The 16459-nt window shown below is 71.4% G+C and carries 11 protein-coding genes; 7 read left to right on the top strand and 4 right to left on the bottom strand.

Annotated features, from left to right (window positions below; translation table 11 throughout):
* Positions 1 to 79: 79 nt before the first annotated feature.
* Both GTO19_RS01310 and GTO19_RS01305 read left to right on the top strand, forming a co-directional pair.
* Positions 80 to 757 carry a TerC family protein gene (locus tag GTO19_RS01310; protein WP_291016957.1) on the top strand — a complete coding sequence of 226 codons (678 nt, stop codon included), beginning with the start codon at positions 80 to 82 and terminating at the stop codon, positions 755 to 757.
* Positions 758 to 835: 78 nt separating this feature from the next.
* Positions 836 to 1240: a DUF3717 domain-containing protein gene (locus tag GTO19_RS01305; protein ID WP_291016954.1), complete on the top strand. Its 405-nt coding sequence runs from the start codon at positions 836 to 838 to the stop codon at positions 1238 to 1240.
* Positions 1241 to 1247: 7 nt separating this feature from the next.
* Here GTO19_RS01305 and purB read toward each other — a convergent pair whose 3' ends face one another.
* Positions 1248 to 2663, bottom strand: a complete 1416-nt coding sequence (gene purB / locus GTO19_RS01300; protein WP_291016951.1) for an adenylosuccinate lyase — start codon at positions 2661 to 2663, stop codon at positions 1248 to 1250.
* 111 nt (positions 2664 to 2774) lie between these two features.
* On the opposite strand from purB, the gene GTO19_RS01295 reads away from it, so the two are divergent.
* Positions 2775 to 3392 carry a glutathione S-transferase N-terminal domain-containing protein gene (locus tag GTO19_RS01295; protein WP_009520218.1) on the top strand — a complete coding sequence of 206 codons (618 nt, stop codon included), beginning with the start codon at positions 2775 to 2777 and terminating at the stop codon, positions 3390 to 3392.
* A 7-nt stretch (positions 3393 to 3399) separates the two neighbouring features.
* Here the strand turns inward: GTO19_RS01295 and GTO19_RS01290 are convergent, their stop codons facing one another.
* Entirely contained in the window at positions 3400 to 4746 is a 1347-nt protein-coding gene (locus GTO19_RS01290; RefSeq protein ID WP_291016940.1) for an FAD-dependent oxidoreductase, read from the bottom strand.
* Positions 4747 to 5075: 329 nt separating this feature from the next.
* Here GTO19_RS01290 and GTO19_RS01285 point away from each other — a divergent pair, with 329 nt between their 5' ends.
* The gene (locus GTO19_RS01285; RefSeq protein ID WP_291016937.1) at positions 5076 to 5915 is read left to right on the top strand and encodes a ferritin-like domain-containing protein; all 840 of its coding nucleotides are present in this window, start codon (positions 5076 to 5078) and stop codon (positions 5913 to 5915) included.
* Positions 5916 to 5925: 10 nt separating this feature from the next.
* Here GTO19_RS01285 and GTO19_RS01280 read toward each other — a convergent pair whose 3' ends face one another.
* Both GTO19_RS01280 and glnE read right to left on the bottom strand, forming a co-directional pair.
* Positions 5926 to 6525: a hypothetical protein gene (locus GTO19_RS01280; RefSeq protein WP_291016935.1), complete on the bottom strand. Its 600-nt coding sequence runs from the start codon at positions 6523 to 6525 to the stop codon at positions 5926 to 5928.
* Positions 6526 to 6536: 11 nt separating this feature from the next.
* Positions 6537 to 9335, bottom strand: coding sequence for a bifunctional [glutamate--ammonia ligase]-adenylyl-L-tyrosine phosphorylase/[glutamate--ammonia-ligase] adenylyltransferase (gene glnE, locus GTO19_RS01275; RefSeq protein ID WP_291016933.1), 2799 nt, complete (start codon positions 9333 to 9335; stop codon positions 6537 to 6539).
* Between the two features lie 14 nt (positions 9336 to 9349).
* On the opposite strand from glnE, the gene GTO19_RS01270 reads away from it, so the two are divergent.
* From GTO19_RS01270 to GTO19_RS01260, 3 genes are all read left to right on the top strand, one after another.
* A complete protein-coding gene (locus GTO19_RS01270) occupies positions 9350 to 13489 on the top strand; it encodes a YhdP family protein (protein ID WP_291016930.1) in 4140 nt (1379 codons plus the stop codon).
* 75 nt (positions 13490 to 13564) lie between these two features.
* Positions 13565 to 14374: a carbon-nitrogen hydrolase family protein gene (locus tag GTO19_RS01265; protein ID WP_291016927.1), complete on the top strand. Its 810-nt coding sequence runs from the start codon at positions 13565 to 13567 to the stop codon at positions 14372 to 14374.
* A gap of 16 nt (positions 14375 to 14390) precedes the next feature.
* Positions 14391 to 16457, top strand: a complete 2067-nt coding sequence (locus GTO19_RS01260) for an ATP-binding protein (RefSeq protein WP_291016924.1) — start codon at positions 14391 to 14393, stop codon at positions 16455 to 16457.
* Positions 16458 to 16459 lie beyond the last annotated feature (2 nt).

The following is a 16459-nucleotide window of genomic DNA, read 5'->3' as shown; positions in this document are numbered from 1 at the left end:
CCCGTGAGCATGCCTACACTGTCTGGACCGGCCGGCGGACGTCCCTGCGGTCGATTCGCGCTCACCGGAAAGCCTCACCATGGAATTGCTGTCGAGTCCCCAGTTCTGGCTGGGCCTGGGCCAGATCATCTGGATCAACATCATCCTGTCCGGCGACAACGCCGTGGTGATCGCGCTGGCCGCGCGCGGGCTCGGGCCGCGCCAGCAGAAGCAGGCGATCTTCTGGGGCACGGCGGCGGCCGTGCTGCTGCGCGTGGTGCTGACGGTGGTGGCCGTCAAGCTCATGCAGATGCCCTGGCTGCAACTGGTGGGCGGCCTGCTGCTGCTGTGGATCGGCGTGCAGTTGCTCAACGGCGGAGACGACGAACCGGTCGAAGGCAAGTCCAGCGGCGGCTTGCTGGCCGCCATCCGCACCATCCTCGTGGCGGATCTGGTGATGAGCCTGGACAACGTCATCGGCGTGGCCGCCGCGGCCAACGGCAACATTCCGCTGCTGGTCATCGGGCTGGCCATCGCCATTCCCATCGTGATCTTCGGCAGCACGCTGATGATCCGAATCATGGGCCGCTTCCCCGCCATCGTGACCTTGGGCGCCGCCCTGATCGGCTGGGTGGGTGGCGAAACCCTCGTGTCCGACAAGATGATCGAGCCCTGGATTCCGCACCACTCCATCGGCTTCTACGCCGCGGCCGCGCTGGGCGCGGTGCTGGTGGTGGCTGCGGGCAAGTTCCTGCAGCGCCGCAACAAGGCGGACTGAGCGGGCGGACGGATCACCCGGGCGCGCGCAGGGGTGCCGTCAGAACGTGGGGCGAGGGCGTCTTATCATCGCCCTCCCATGGCCGGCATCCACATCACCGACATCGAAGCGGCCATCAACTGGTGGCGCGAACGTTCCCCTTCGCCCGACGGTGTCTCGCTGCCCGCGCCCACGCGCGCCCTGGCCGAGGTCTACGCCCAGCTGGTCTTCTTCCACGAGGCCGAGGCCGACGAGCACAGCATGCCCTCCGAGGCCCGCGAGGCCTGGCTGGCCTGGTACGCCACCACGCCCGACACGCCCTGCATCGCGATCTGCTCCACCAGCCAGGGCGACGACGTGTGCAAGGGCTGCGGTCGCCTGTTCGAGGAAGTGCAGCGCTGGACGGAGATGACCCCGGGCGAGAAGCGCCACACCTGGCGACGCATCACCATCGAAGGCGACGCCTGGCGATTCAATCGCTACCGCGAGCGGGCCGCCGCGTAGGGCCCGCTCAGGCGCGTTTGGCCAGTTCGGCCGCCTTGCCCGTGTAGGTGGCGGGCGTCATGGCCAACAGCCGGTCCTTCTCGGCCTGCGGAATCTCCAGGCTGCGGATCAGCGCGTGCATGGCCTCGGCTGTGACGGTCTTGCCGCGCGTCACTTCCTTGAGCTTCTCGTAGGCGCCGGAGACACCGAAGCGGCGCATCACCGTCTGGATGGGCTCGGCCAGCACCTCCCAGGAGGCGTCGAGGTCGGCGGCCAGCGCTTCCTCGTTCAGTTCGAGCTTGCCCAGGCCCACGCCCAAGGCGTGGTAGGCCAGCACCGCGTAGCCCAACGCCACGCCCATGTTGCGCAGCACGGTGGAATCGGTCAGGTCGCGCTGCCAGCGGCTCACGGGCAGCTTTTCGCTCAGGTGGCGCAGCAAGGCGTTGGCCAGGCCCAGGTTGCCCTCGGCGTTCTCGAAGTCGATCGGGTTGACCTTGTGCGGCATGGTCGAGGAGCCGACCTCGCCCGCCTTGAGCTTCTGCTTGAAGTAGCCCAGGCTCACATAACCCCAGATGTCGCGCGCGATGTCGACCAGGATGGTGTTGGTGCGCGCCACCGCGTCGAACAGCTCGGCCATGTAGTCGTGCGGCTCGATCTGGATGCTGTAGGGCTGGAACGTCAGGCCCAGGCCCAGCGGCTCGGGCGTCTCCACCACCTTGCGGCTGAAGGCCTCCCAGTCGAAGTCGGGCCAGGCCGCGAGGTGGGCGTTGTAGTTGCCCACGGCGCCGTTCATCTTGCCCAGCAGCTTCACGTTCGCGATGCGCTCGCGCGCGGCGGCCAGGCGCACCACCACGTTGGCGAGTTCCTTGCCCACGGTGGTGGGGCTGGCCGTCTGGCCGTGGGTGCGGCTGAGCATGGGCACGGCCGCAAAGCCGTGCGCCATCTCGCGCAGCTTGTCGATGACCGCGTCGAGTGCGGGCAGCAGCACCTGCTCGCGCGCGCCCTTGAGCTGAAGCGCGTGACTGGTGTTGTTGATGTCCTCGCTGGTGCAGGCAAAGTGCACGAACTCGGCGGCGCGCTCCAGCTCGGGCCGGGCCTCGAACTTCGATTTGATCCAGTACTCGACGGCCTTGACGTCGTGGTTGGTGGTCTTCTCGATGGCCTTGATGGCTTCGCCATCGGCCTCGCTGAAGTTCTTCACCAGGCCCAGCAGGTAGGTGCGTGCACCGGGCGACAGCGGCTTGAATTCCGCGAAGCCCGCGTCGGACAGGGTGATGAACCAGGCGATTTCAACCTGCACGCGCCGGTGCATGTAGCCCAGCTCGCTCATGACGGGGCGCAGCGGCGCCAGGCGCCCGGCGTAGCGGCCGTCCAGCGGCGACAGGGCAGTGATCGGGGAGAGTTCGGCGCTCGTGGGCGCGGCGGGAGCAGGGGTCTGGCGCATCCCGGAATTGTAGGAGTGCGCCCGTCCCGGGCCGCAGGGGTGCCGGGCGTGTCAGGCGAAAGGCCCAGGTCGCTGGCTAAAATCGCCGACCATTCCCTAGCCCCACAGACCATGAAACTCATCGGTGCCGTCACCAGCCCCTACGTGCGCAAAGTGCGCATCGTCATGGCCGAGAAGAAGCTGGACTACCAGTTCGTGCTGGAAGACGTGTGGTCCGACGACACCACCATCGGCGCGTCCAATCCGCTGCACAAGGTGCCCTGCCTGGTGATGGAAGGCGGCGAAGCGGTGTTCGACTCGCGCGTGATCGTCGAGTACCTCGACGGCCTGTCGCCGGTGGGCAAGCTCATCCCGCCCTCGGGCCGCGAGCGCGCCGAGGTCAAGACCTGGGAGGCCCTGGCCGACGGCGTGCTCGACGCCGCCGTGCTCGCGCGCCTGGAGTCCACCTGGCCGCACCGCACGGCCGAGCAGCGCAGCCAGGCCTGGATCGACCGCCAGATGGTCAAGATCCATGCGGCGCTCAAGTCCATGAGCCAGGGGCTGGGCGACAAGCCCTTCTGCTCGGGCATCCACTTCAGCCTGTCCGACGTGGCCGTGGGCTGCGCGCTGGGCTACCTGGATTTCCGCTTCCCCGCCATCGACTGGCGCGGCGACTTTCCCAACCTGGCCCGGCTGAACGACAAGCTCGTGCAGCGCCAGAGCTTCATCGACTCCCTGCCCAGCGCCTGAGCGCCCTTCAGGCCAGCACACCCGGCAGCGCCTGGCGCAGGGCGCGCCGCTCGCTGATGCGCGGCACCAGGTCGAAGCGGTCGATCAGCGCACGCGCCGCGTGCAACCCGGCCTTCAAGCCGTCTTCGTGAAAGCCGTCGCCGCACCAGGCGCCTGCGTACCAGGTGTGGCGCCGGCCCTGCAGCGCCGGCAAACGAAACTGGGCGCGGACCGCCTCGAGATCGAACACCGGGTGCGCCACGTCGAAGGCGCCGAGCACCCGCTCGGGCGCGATGGCGCGCGAGCCACCGTACGAGGCCAGTAGCGGTGATGCCATGGGCAGCGGCTGCGTGCGGTTGAGCAGGCAATGCAGGCCGCCGGGCTCGCAATTCCACGCCGCCCAGGCCCCGAGCGCGGCAGGCAGCACGGACGTGTCGGTGTGCAGCACGGCGCGCCGGCTCGGGAAGCGGATGGCACCCAGCGTGGCGCGCTCTTCGTCGCTGGCGTCCTCGCCGAGCACGGCCAGCGCCTGATCGGCGTGGCAGGCCAGCACCACGGCGTCGAAGCGCTCGACCTGGGCGTCGGTGACCACGCGCACGCCCTGGGCGTCGCGCGCGACATGGCGCACCGGCGTGGACAGGCGCGCGTCGCCGATGCCGGCGACGATGGCCTGCACGAACGGACGCGCACCGCCCGCCACCGTGAACCACCGGGAGCGCCCGCCGAGCCGCAGCACATCGTGGTGACTGAGAAAGCGCGCGGCGGTCAACAGCGGCGCGCTCAGCACCTCCTCGACCGGGCATCCCCAGAGGCCGCTCAGCAGAGGCAGCAGGCAGTCCTCGCGAAAGCCGCTCGAGAAGTGCCGTTCGCGCAGGAATCCGTCCAGCGGCTGCAGCAGGGGGTTGTCGGGATCGGACGCGCTGTCTGGCCGTGCCAGGGCAGCGCACGCGCGCTTGAAACGCCGGGCGTCGGCCAGCATGCGCCAGAAGCGCAGGCTCGCGAGCAGGCGCCGCTGCGTGAACACGCCGGCCAGATCCGTGCTGCTCCAGGCCAGCCCGGTGCCGGGCACCTGCACCGAGAACGAGCCCTCGGACGCCGCCAGTGGCACGCCCAGTTGCGTGAACAGGGCCAGCAGATTCGGGCTGGTGCGCTCGTCGAGCACCAGAAAGCCCGCGTCCAGGCCGACGCTCGCCTTCGCCCCCGTGGCGTCGGGCAGCGCGACATCCAGCGTGCGGGTCTGGCCACCGAAAGCCTCGCTGCCCTCGAACAGCGTGATGTCGGCCAGGCCTTGCAGTGTGTGCGCGGCCGCCAGCCCGGCGATGCCGGAGCCGACGACGGCGACGCGGGCCTGGTGGGGGCTGGCGCCCGGGCTCATGCGCGCCCCCGGGCGGCGACCGCCGGGCAGCCCCGGCGGCAAGGTGGACAAGAAACTGCGAAGCGCCCCGACGCGAACAAGGGAGGGAGGGAGGAGGAGGAGAAGCGCCTCGGGATTGCATCCGGAGCCCAGGGGCCCGGAAGGCTTCGCAGTGGAAAACGGTGTTCGGGTCGCTCCCTCGCCGACACGCGCGGTTGGAGCGCGGGCCGGCGCGGGAAGTTCCGCGGGAAATGTGTATCGGTTTCTGTGCGGGTCATGGGGCAATCCGGGTGCCCGTTATACCCCCCGCCTACAATATTGCGCGTTTTGCCTGTCGTTGAGAGAAGACCATGCTGTATCCCGAACTGTTCAAACAACTGGAGTCCGTCCGCTGGGACATGGACAAGGACATCCCGTGGGATCGGTTCGACGCCAGCCGGCTGAGCGACGAACAGGCCCAGACGATCAAGATGAACGCCATCACCGAGTGGGCGGCGCTGCCGGCCACCGAGATGTTCCTGCGCGACAACCGCGACGACTCCGACTTCTCGGCCTTCATGTCGATCTGGTTCTTCGAGGAGCAGAAGCACTCGCTGGTGCTGATGGAATACCTGCGCCGCTTCCGGCCCGAGCTCGTGCCCACCGAGCAGGAGCTGCACGAGATCCGCTTCGAGTTCGATCCCGCGCCCGCGCTGGAGACGCTCATGCTGCACTTCTGCGGCGAGATCCGCCTCAACCACTGGTACCGCCGCGCGTCCGAGTGGCACAGCGAACCGGTCATCAAGCACATCTACACCACGCTGAGCCAGGACGAGGCGCGCCACGGCGGTGCCTACCTGCGCTACATGAAGCGCGCCATCGGAAAATTCGGCAACGAGGCCCGCGCCGCGTTCGCCAAGGTCGGCGTGCTGATGGCGAGCGCGCGGCGCACGGCCCAGGCCTTGCACCCCACCAACCTGCACGTCAACAAGGCGCTGTTCCCCAAGGACACCATTCAGAGCCGCCTGCCCAACCCCGAGTGGCTGGAGCACTGGCTCGACCAGCAGATCAACTTCGACGCCGTGTGGGAAAGCAAGGTGGTCGACCGCATACTGCACAACCTGAGCCTGCTCATGGACGGCCGCTTCAAGACCGTGCAGGAACTCAACCGCTTCCGCAAGTCGCTCGGCGCCGAGCCGGCGGCGGCCTGACGCCGGCCCCTCAGGCCACCGCGCGCCGCGCGCGCCAGCGGTTCCAGCCCGCGCCCAGCGCCCCGAACAGCGCGCCCCAGGCGGCACCGCTCAGGTGCGCGGCGCGCACCACCGACATCTGGTTGCCCGGGTCCCAGACCACGGGGCCGGACCAGCCGTGTTCCAGCCAGAGCTTGAGCAGCAAGCCGGCCGCCAGCAGCAGGCCCCAGGGGCGCAGGGCCCTGGGACCACCCAGCAGCAGATGCACCGCGAGCACCGCCACGCCCGCGTGCAGCACGCCCGACAGGCCCACCGCGTAGCCGATCAGCGGCCACATCACCAGGCTCATCTGCATGAGCGGCCAGCTCAGCGCCCAGGCCAGCGTGGCAACGCGCGTGGGCCGCAACCACCAGCCGGCCGCGGTGAGCGCGCCCAGCGCGAGCTGGTTGCCCACCAGGTGCGGCGTGTTCAGGTGCACCCAGGCGCTGGTCCACAGCGTCCACGGTGCCTGGTGCCATTCGGCGGAACGCCACACGAGCGCCTGCACCGCCGCTTCCTGCGACCACCACAGCACCATGCTCGCCACGCCGTGCAGGGCGCACAGCGCGAGCCAACTGCGCGAGCCTCTCATGGGCGCGGCGCTCAGGCGCGGGGGTTGCCCAGCACCTGCGTCCACAGCGCGCGCACGGCGTCGGCCTCGGCCTGGAGTTCGGCCGGATCGACCTGCGTGGAGGTCTCGTCCAGGCGAGCGCGGTGCTGCACCTGGCGCAGCCGGCGGTAGGCCAGCGCGGCGGCTTCGCCCATGCCGGCGGGCAGCAGGCCCGCCGCCTCGGCGCGGCGCAGCAGGTTGATGTTGCCCGTGTTGGCGCGCAGCTCGGGGTGCTGGCGCGAGTGCAGCAGCACCAGGTACTGCACCACGAACTCCACGTCCACCATGCCGCCCGGGCTGTGCTTCACGTCGAAGCGCCCGCCGCGCAGTGTTTGCGCCGAGCGCACCTTCTCGCGCATGGAGACGATCTCGCCGGCCAGCGCGGCGGCGTCGCGTGGCGCGGTGATGACGGCCTCGCGCACGGCGTCGAAGCGACCGGCCAGGCCGGCGCTGCCGAGCACGAAGCGCGCGCGCGTCATGGCCTGGTGCTCCCAGGTCCAGGCGGTGTTGCTGCCGCGCTGGGTCTGGTACTTCTCGAAGGCCTCGAAGCTGGTGACCAGCAGGCCCGAGTTGCCATTGGGCCGCAAGGCGGTGTCGATCTCGAACAGGTCGCCCTCGCCGGTCTTCACCTGCAGCCAGTTGATCATCTTGCGCACGAAGCCGGCGTAGATCTCGCTCGCGTTCTCGTGCTCGTCCTCGTAGACGAAGACGATGTCCAGGTCGCTGCCGTAGCCCAGTTCCTTGCCGCCCAGCTTGCCGTAGCCAATGATGGCGAAGGCCGGCGTGTCCTGGTGGCGGGTCTTCAACCGCTCCCAGCACCAGCGCGCCGTCAGGCGCAGCACCGAGTCGGCCAGGGCCGAGAGATCGTCGGCCACCTGCTCCACCGTGAGCACGCCCTCCACGTCGCGCGCCAGGGTGCGGAAGGTCTCGGCGTGGTGGGCGCGGCGCAGCAGGTTGAGCAGGGTCTCCTCGTCGTCTTCGCCGGTGATTCGCAGCGAGGCGCGCCGCGTCTCGCACTCGGACTCGAAGGCCTCGGCGTCGAAGCGCTCGGCCATCAGCTGCTGGCTGGCCAGTTCGTCGATGACGCCGGGGTGCTGCATGAGGTAACGCGCCGGCCATTTGGCCGCGCCCAGCAGGCGCAGCAGGCGTTCGTGCACCGAGGGGCGCTCCTGCAGCAGCGCCAGGTAGCTCTCGCGGCGCAGCAGCGGCTCGATCCAGTCGACCATGCGCAGCGCGGCGGTTTCGCTCACGCGGCCGTCCTCGATCCAGGAACCGGTGCGCTGCACCAGGCGCACCAGGCGCGCGCGCGTGTCCTCGCGCAGGGCCAGCACGCGCGGGTGCTCGCACCAGCGCTGCACGCGCTCGGCCAGCGCGGCGGGCAACTGGGGCAGCACGGCGCCCAGGTCGTCGTCGGCGGCACGCGGCGCCGCACCATTGCAGCCCTTGCCCTTGCAGGCCCCCGGGCTGCCGCCGAGCAGGGTATCGAACTCCTCGGCCACCAGCTCGCGGTGCGCGTCCAGCGCGTGCAGGAACGCGCAGGTGTTGGCAAATCCGAGGGTGGCGGCCATCCAGGCCAGGTCGTCGTCGCGCTCGGGCAGCACGTGGGTCTGCTGGTCGTCCAGGTACTGGATGCGGTGCTCCACCTGGCGCAGGAAGACGTAGGCCTCGGCCAGCGCCCGGGCCTTCTCGGGCGGCATCAGGCCGGCCTTGGCCACGCGCTGCAGCGCGTCCAGCGTGGGGCGCGTGCGCAGCTCGGGGAACTGGCCGCCGCGCACCACCTGCAGCAGCTGCACGGTGAACTCGATCTCGCGAATCCCGCCGCGCGAGAGCTTGACGTCGTTGGCCCGGCCCGGGTTGCCGGCGGCGCGGCGCGCCGCGTGCTCGCGGATCTGCCGGTGCAGCACGCGCAGCGACTCGAACACGCCGTAATCGAGGTAGCGGCGGAACACGAAGGGCAGCACGGTGCCGCGCAGCGCGGCCATGCCGTCCTTGTCGGCCAGCGCGCTGGCCGGGGCGATCACGCGGCTCTTGAGCCAGGCGAAGCGCTCCCACTCGCGGCCCTGCACGAGGAAGTACTCCTCCAGCGCGCCCAACGAGACCACGCTGGGGCCGGAGTTGCCGTTGGGCCGCAGGGCCAGGTCGACCCGGAACACGTTGCCGTGCTCGGTGGTCTCCCCCACCGTGTTGTAGAGGTGCTTGACCGCCTTCGCGAAGTACTCGTGGTGGCTGATGCGGTGTCGGCCTTCGGCGTTGCCCGCGGTCTCGCCGTCCTGGTCGTAGACGTAGATCAGGTCGATGTCGCTGGACACGTTGAGCTCGCGCGCGCCCAGCTTGCCCATGCCGATGACCCAGAGCTGGGCGCGGGCGCCATTGGCGCAAAGCGGCGCGCCGTGCAGCGCGTCCAGTTCCTCGAAGGCCAGCGCGCAGGCCCGGTCGAGCGCGAACTCGGCCAGTTCGGTGACCGCGCCGGTGACGGCCTCGAGCGAGGCGCCGCCCTCGCAGTCGATGACCGCCAGCCGCTCCAGCACGAGCTGGCGCAGCACGCGCAAGGCGGCCGGCAGCGCCAGGCCTCGCGCCACGAGCGCGTCCAGGCAGGCGCGCATGGCGGCCTTGTCGGGCGCGCCGGGCGGCAGGCAGGCCAGCTCGGCGGCGTAGCGGCGGCGCACGCGCTGCACGAAGCGGGAATGGTCGGCCTGTCGGGTGGCCGGGGTCGGGGCGGCGGTGGTGGTGTTCACAATCGTTGACAAGCCGTGCTCAGCACCACCGGAACCTGTGTGGTGTCCCACCCTCATAATTTGCGGTGGACATGAACCGATCTCTTGACGCCAGCGCCTCGAGCGCCAATGGCGATGCACCGGCCGGCCGAGGGCTGCGGCTGTGGGCACGCGCCCTGCGCGTGCTGTTGTGGCTGCTGGCGGGCCTTTGGGGCGTGTTCATCCTGACCTGGCTCGTTTTGCAGGCGTGGATTGTGCCAAGGATCGACACCTGGCGCCCCGACCTGGAACGCTGGGCCACACACGCGGTCGGGATACCGGTCACCATCGGCGCCATCCGGGCCATCGAGGGCCCGACACTGGCCGGCGTGCTGCCGCCGCTGGTGCCCTCTTTCGAGCTCAGCGACGTTCGGCTGCACGACGCCAATGGCCGCAGCGCGCTGCAGCTGCCGCTGGTGCGGGCCGCGGTCTCGGTTCAGTCGCTCTGGCACGGCGGCTTCGAGCAACTGCGCATCGACAGCCCGAGCGTGGACGTGCGCCGGCGCGCCGATGGCCGCGTGGAAATCGCGGGCATCGACGTCTCGGGCGACGGCGGGGGCAACCACGCCGCGGCCGACTGGTTTTTCGAGCAACCGGAGTTCGTGGTGCGCGGCGGCACCGTGCGCTGGATCGACGAGCGCCGCCAGCAGCCACCGGTGCTGCTGCGCGACCTCGACTTCGTGGCGCGCAATGGCGCGCGCTCGCACGAACTGCGCCTGGACGCCACGCCCGAACCCGAGTGGGGCGAGCGTTTCAGCCTGCGGGGGCGCCTGCGCGAGCCGCTGCTGCGCCTGCCCCTGAAGGCGCCCGCCGGCCAGGCGCCCTGGGACAACTGGAGCGGCGAGCTCTACGCCGAGTTCGCGCGCGCCGACGTCTCGCGCCTGCGCGCCCACCTGGACCTGAGCGACTCGGGCGTGGACGTGCGCAGCGGCGAAGGCGCGCTGCGCGCCTGGGCGCGCGTGCAGCAAGGCCAGGTGCAGGGCCTCACGCTGGACATGGCCCTGCAGGACCTCGACCTGCAGCTCGCGCCCGACCTGCCCGACCTGGCCCTGGCGCAGGCGCGGGGCCGGCTGGAGGCGCAGTGGTCCGACCGTGGCATGAGCCTCGGTTCGGACGACCTGGCGTTCACCACGCGCGAAGGCCTGGACTGGGCCGGCGCCCGTGTGCGCGTGGAGCACACGCTGGCGCGCGAGCGCCAAGGCGCCCGCACGGTGGTGCAGGCGCAGGCGGTGGACCTGCAGACCGTGGCGGCGATCGCCGAACGGCTGCCCCTGCCCGCCGACGCGCGCGACTGGCTGGCGCGCCTGCAGCCGCGCGGGCGGCTCGACACGCTCGATCTGACGTGGCAGGCGCGCGGCAGCGGCCCCATGGCCGAGCACGTGGTGGCGCGTGCCAGGGGCCGCGTGAGTGGTCTCGCCCTGGCCGGCGAGCCCAGCGGCAAACGCTCGCGCAGCGGGCGCTTTCCCTTGCCGGGACGGCCCGGCATCGAGGGCGCGGACGTCGATTTCGACCTTGACGAGAACGGCGGCCAGGCCAGCGTGGCGCTGCGCGAAGGCGCCTTCATCTTCCCCGACGTGTTCGAGGAACCGCGGATCGCGCTCGACCGCTTCGACGGCCGCGTGCGCTGGACGGTCAAGGGCGATCGTCTCGACATCCAGCTCGACCAGGCCACCCTGGCCAACGATCACGCCGAAGGCACGCTGCAGGCGCGCTGGCACACCGGTGACCCCGCCGCCCAGCCCGCGCAACCGCGCCTGCCGGGCGTGCTCGACCTCAGCGCTCAGCTCACCCGCGCCGATGGCACGGCGGTGCACCGCTACCTGCCGATGGTCGTGCCCGAGAGCGCGCGCCGCTACGTGCGCGAGGCCGCGCGGGCCGGTGGCTCGCGCCAGGCGAGCTTTCGCGTCCAGGGCCTGGTGGACGACATTCCCTTCGACGAGCCGCACCACAGTTCGGGCACCTTCCGCATCGAGGCGGCGCTGGAGGGCGTGGACTTCGACTACCTGCCCGCCGTCCTGCAGGACGAGGGGGAGGCGCACTGGCCCGGGGTGCGCAACGCCAGCGCGCGCTTCGTGCTCGACCGCGGCAGCCTTCAGATCAGCGAGGTGCGCGGCGGTGTGGACGGCGCGCCCGGCGTCGCACTGGACGGCGGGGTGGACATCGAAAACCTCGCGCACGACGCGCGGGTGCGTGTGCGCGTCCACGGCAAGGGCCCGGCGGACGAGCTGCTGGGCTTCGTCCAGCGCTCGCCGGTGAACACCTTCACCGAGGGCGCCCTGGCCTCGGCCCAGGCCAGCGGGCCGGGCGAGACCACGGTGCAGATCGATCTGCCGCTCAAGCACCTGAAGGACAGCCGGGTGAGTGGCAAGGTCAGACTCGACGGCACCGACCTGCGCCTCATGCCCGGCACGCCGTTGCTCGCGCGCACGCGCGCCACGCTCGACTTCACCGACCAGGGCTTCGCCTTCACCGGCGCACGCAGCCAGGTGCTGGGCGGGGAACTGCTGTTCGACGGCAGCCTGCGCAGCGAGGCGCCGGGCCGCACGGTGGCCCGGTTCCGCGGCAGCGGCACGGCCAGTGCCGCCGGCCTGCGCGAGGGCGGGTTTGGCCCCGTGTCCAATCTGTTCGCGCACGCCAGCGGCAGCGCCCGCTACAACGCCACCCTCGGCTTTCGCGGCGGCGCCCCCGAGCTGCGCATCGACAGCAGCCTGCAGGGCCTGGCGCTGAGCCTGCCCGCGCCCCTGAGCAAGCCCGCCGAGGCCGCCTGGCCCCTGCGCCTGGAGAGCGCCGTGCAGGGCCTGCAGGGCGACAAGGCCGTCAGTGACCGGATCACGCTGCAACTCGGCCCTGCCGCGCAGCCGCTGGTGGACCTGATCGCCGAACGCGACCTGCGCGGCGAGTCGGCGCGCCTGGTGCGCGGTGGACTGGCCGTGGGCCAGGCCGCTGGCGAACGCGCCGTGCTGCCGCCTCAGGGCCTGCACGCCCGGCTGCGCGTGGGCGAGCTCGATCTCGATGCCTGGCGGGCCCTGCTGCGCGACAGCGGCACCGAGGCCACGGCCGTCCTCGGCGAAGGTCTGCCCTTGGCGGTGTCGCTTCATGCCGACGCGGCGCTCGTCGATGGGCGGCGCTTCCAGCGCGTGGTCGTCGGCGCCTCGCGCGAGGGCCCGGTCTGGCGCGCCAACGTCGACGCCAACGAACTCAATGGTTATGTCGAGTTCCGTCCGGCGGGTCCCGCCGGGGCGGGCAGCATCCGCGCCCGGCTGGCGCGCCTCACGCTGTCGCCGGCCGCGCCGCGCGAGGTCGACGCCTTGCTGCAGCAGCCCGGCAGCGTGCCTGCGCTGGACATCGCGGTGGACGACCTGCAGTGGGACGGGCGCTCGCTCGGCCGTGTGGAGATCGACGCCGTCAACCGCGGCGGGCCCACGCGCGTGGGTGAATGGCGGCTCAACGCCTTGCGCGCCACCTTGCCCGAAGCGCGGCTCAGCGCCTCGGGCAACTGGGCGCCCCTGGGGGGCGGCGAAGGCGGCCAGCGCCGCACCGCCTTGCAGTTCCGCCTCGACGTGGACGACAGCGGCGCGCTGTTGAACCGCTTCGGCAAGGAAGGCCTGGTGCGCGGCGGCAAGGGGCGGCTCGAAGGCCAGATCGGCTGGCTCGGCACGCCCTTCGGCATTCACTACCCGACGCTGGCCGGCAACCTCAAGCTGGACGTGGCGCGCGGCCAGTTCCTCAAGGCCGACCCGGGCGCGGGCCGCCTGCTCGGCGTGCTCAGCCTGCAGGCCCTGCCGCGCCGCCTGGCGCTCGATTTCCGCGACGTCTTCTCCGAGGGCTTTGCCTTCGACTTCGTGCGGGGCGACGCGCGCATCGAGCAGGGCGTCATCCACAGCAACAACCTGCAGATGAAGGGCGTGAACGCGGCGGTGCTGATGGAAGGCTCGGCCGACCTCGCACGCGAAACGCAGGACCTGAAGGTGGTGGTGGTGCCCGAGCTCAACGCCGGCACGGCATCCCTCATCGCCACCGCCATCAACCCGGCGGTGGGCCTGGGCAGCTTCCTCGCGCAGTTCCTGCTGCGCCAGCCGCTGCAAAGCGCGGCCACGCAGGAATTTCGCGTCAGCGGCGGCTGGGCCGACCCGCAGGTGGAGAAGGTGGCGCGGCCGACCCCGGCGCCCACGCCGGGCACCACGCTGCAGTAAGCTTGAAGGCTTGCCCCCCGGGGTGTCGCACCCTGGCCGATCGCACGCCCCCTTTTCCGCCGGAGGACTCACCGCATGAAAGTTGCCGCCATCCAGATGGTGTCCGGCATCAGCCTGGACGCCAACCTCAGCGAAGCCCTGCGCCTGCTGCGCCAGGCCGCCGCCGTCGGGGCCGAACTCGCGGTGCTGCCCGAGTACTTCTGCTTCATGGGCGCCAAGGACGAAGACAAGCTCCTCATCGCCGAAACCGAGGGCCTGGGCCGCGTGCAGGACTTCCTGGCCGACGCCGCGCGCGACCTGAAGATGTGCATCGTGGGCGGCACCCTGCCCATGGCCACCGCCGACCCGTCGCACGCCGCCAACGCCTCGCTCAGCTTCGACGCCAAGGGCCACCGCCTGAGCCGCTACGACAAGATCCACCTCTTCCGCTACGACAACGGGCGCGAGCGCTACGACGAGGCCGCGGTGCTGCAGGCCGGCGACACGCCCACCCATTTCGAGCTGCGCTCGCGCGACGGCGAGAACTGGCGCATCGGCCAGAGCGTGTGCTACGACCTGCGCTTCGCCGAGCTCTACCGCATGCTCGCGTCCGACGTGCTGCTGGTGCCCGCCGCCTTCACCTACACCACCGGCTCGGCGCACTGGGAGGTGCTGCTGCGCGCCCGCGCCATCGAGAACCAGGCCTTCGTCATCGCCAGCGCTCAGGGCGGCGTGCACGAGAACGGCCGGCGCACCTGGGGCCACAGCATGGTGATCGACCCCTGGGGCCAGGTGATGGCCCTGCACGCCGAGGGACCGGGCGTGGCGCTGGCCGACATCGACATGGCGCGCATCCGCCAGGTGCGCGAGCAACTCCCCTGTCTGGAGCACCGCGTTCTCTGCTGAACGCGCTGCTGCGCCCGTGAGTCGCGCCCTCAAGCCGCCCCGCTGGCCCCTGTGGGGCGCGCTGCTGCTGCTGGTGGGCGCGCTGCTCGCGGTGCTGGTCTTCCTGGCCGCCGAGTACGAGGTCGGGCGCGATCAGGCCGCGCTCGACCAGGATGCCACCACCGTGGTCGGCGAAATCCGCGGGGCGCTGCTGCACAACGTCCAGAGCCTGCAATCGCTCAACGCCTTTTCCCCCACGCCGGCGGGCTGGGACACGGCCGCGGCCGAACTGCTCGCGCAGCGGCGCGAGCTCGTGCGGCTCGAATGGCGGGACACGGACATGCGCGTGCTCGCGCAGCGCCTCTCGCCCTACCGGCCCGACGTGTTCGACCTGCTGCCGCGCGGCCAGGCCCTGCCCGAGGTGCGCCAGGCCTGCGACGCCGCGCTGCGCCTGTCGGGCCCGGCGTACTCCGCCAGCTACTTCTGGCCCAAGCGCGACGGCCGCGGCCTGGAGGTGATGGAGCTGTGCCTGCCCCTGAGCGAAGCCGGCGAGTCGCGCGGCTTCCTCATCGCCACCTACTCCCTGCCCGCCATGCTGGCCGAACTCACCGACGCGGTCCCGCTGCGCGGGCGCGGCCTGAGCTTCGTGGAGAGCGACGGCGCGCGCCTGGCCGTGCACAGCGTGGTGCCCCTGCAGCGGCGCACCCTCAGCGCGCACGCCCTGCTGGACCTGCCGGGCCACACCCTGCTGCTGCAACTGGAGAGCCCGCGCCGCGCGCTCGGCCTGTTCCCCAACGTGCTCACCGGCGTGGTGGGCGCGCTCTCGCTGGCGCTGCTGGCGGTGCTGTACCTGCTGGCGCGCGACATGCGACGGCGCCAGCGCGCCGAGCAGCGCGCGGCCGACGCACTGGCCTTTCGCAAGGCCATGGAGGACTCGCTCGTCACCGGCCTGCGCGCGCGCGACATGACCGGGCGCATCACCTACGTCAACCCCGCCTTCTGCCAGATGGTGGGCCTGACGGCCGAGCAGCTGGTGGGCAGCGGCATGCCCGCGCCCTGGTGGCCGCCCGAACTGGTGGACGAGTACCAGCAGCGCCAGGCCGTGCGCCTGGCCGGTCAGATCCTGCCGCGCGAGGGCTACGAATCCGTGTTCCAGCGCAGCGATGGCACGCGCTTTCCGGTGCTCATCATCGAGGCCCCGCTGATCGACGCCCAGGGCGTGCAGACCGGCTACATGAGCGCCATCATCGACCTCACCGAGCAGCGCCGCATCGAGGAGCTCAACCGCGCCTCGCAGGACAAGCTGCAGGCCACCGCGCGCCTGGCCACCGTGGGCGAGATGGCCTCGCTCATCAGCCACGAACTCAACCAGCCGCTGGCGGCCATCGCCAGCTACGCCAGCGGCACCCTCAACCTGCTGCAACGTGGCGAAGACCGGGGCGACGACAGCGTGGGTGGCGACATCGAGCGCGCCATCCGCCGCATCGGCGAGCAGGCCGAGCGCGCGGGCCGCGTGATCCGCGGCGTGGCCGACTTCGTGCGCCGCCGCGACCAGGTGCGCGAGGCGGTGGAGCCGCGCCAGCTCATCGAAGGCATTTCCACCCTGCTCACCTTGCAGGCCAAGAAGCGCGGCATCCGCCTGCAGGTCGACATCGCCCCCGGCACGCCGCGCGTGTGGTGCGACCGCACCATGGTCGAGCAGGTGCTGCTCAACCTCGCGCGCAACGGCATGCAGGCCATGCCGCTGGGCGACCCGGGCACGGCCAGCGGCCTGCGCGTGCTGCACATCGCCATGGCGCCGGTGATGGGCGAGGCCGGCGAACCGGGCGAAGGGCGTTGCGCGCGCTGGGTGCGCGTGGACGTGACCGACCACGGCCAAGGCCTGCCGCCCGAAGTGGCCGAGCGCCTGTTCACGCCCTTCTTCACCACCAGGGCCGAGGGCATGGGCCTGGGCCTGAGCCTGTGCCGCACGGTGGTGGAGCAGCACGGCGGCGCGCTGGACTTCGAGCCCGCGCAGCCGCGTGGCACGCGCTTCTCGTTCACCCTGCCCGTGGCCGAGGCGCAGGCGGGGCGGCCGCTGGAGGCCCAGGCCGCGCTCCTATGATC

It is taken from the genome of Hydrogenophaga sp. (assembly GCF_011772445.1).
GTDB lineage: Bacteria > Pseudomonadota > Gammaproteobacteria > Burkholderiales > Burkholderiaceae_C > Hydrogenophaga.
The sequence above is the reverse complement of the archived record's forward strand: the minus strand, read 5'-3'. Positions and strand labels throughout refer to the sequence as shown.

Bases quoted from the DNA above. Each gene is read 5' to 3' on its own strand.
- GTO19_RS01310 (WP_291016957.1), top strand. From the start codon at position 80: ATGGAATTGCTGTCGAGTCCCCAGTTCTGGCTGGGCCTGGGCCAGATC.
- GTO19_RS01305 (WP_291016954.1), top strand. From the start codon at position 836: ATGGCCGGCATCCACATCACCGACATCGAAGCGGCCATCAACTGGTGG.
- purB (WP_291016951.1), bottom strand. From the start codon at position 2,663: ATGCGCCAGACCCCTGCTCCCGCCGCGCCCACGAGCGCCGAACTCTCC.
- GTO19_RS01295 (WP_009520218.1), top strand. From the start codon at position 2,775: ATGAAACTCATCGGTGCCGTCACCAGCCCCTACGTGCGCAAAGTGCGC.
- GTO19_RS01290 (WP_291016940.1), bottom strand. From the start codon at position 4,746: ATGAGCCCGGGCGCCAGCCCCCACCAGGCCCGCGTCGCCGTCGTCGGC.
- GTO19_RS01285 (WP_291016937.1), top strand. From the start codon at position 5,076: ATGCTGTATCCCGAACTGTTCAAACAACTGGAGTCCGTCCGCTGGGAC.
- GTO19_RS01280 (WP_291016935.1), bottom strand. From the start codon at position 6,525: ATGAGAGGCTCGCGCAGTTGGCTCGCGCTGTGCGCCCTGCACGGCGTG.
- glnE (WP_291016933.1), bottom strand. From the start codon at position 9,335: ATGAGGGTGGGACACCACACAGGTTCCGGTGGTGCTGAGCACGGCTTG.
- GTO19_RS01270 (WP_291016930.1), top strand. From the start codon at position 9,350: ATGAACCGATCTCTTGACGCCAGCGCCTCGAGCGCCAATGGCGATGCA.
- GTO19_RS01265 (WP_291016927.1), top strand. From the start codon at position 13,565: ATGAAAGTTGCCGCCATCCAGATGGTGTCCGGCATCAGCCTGGACGCC.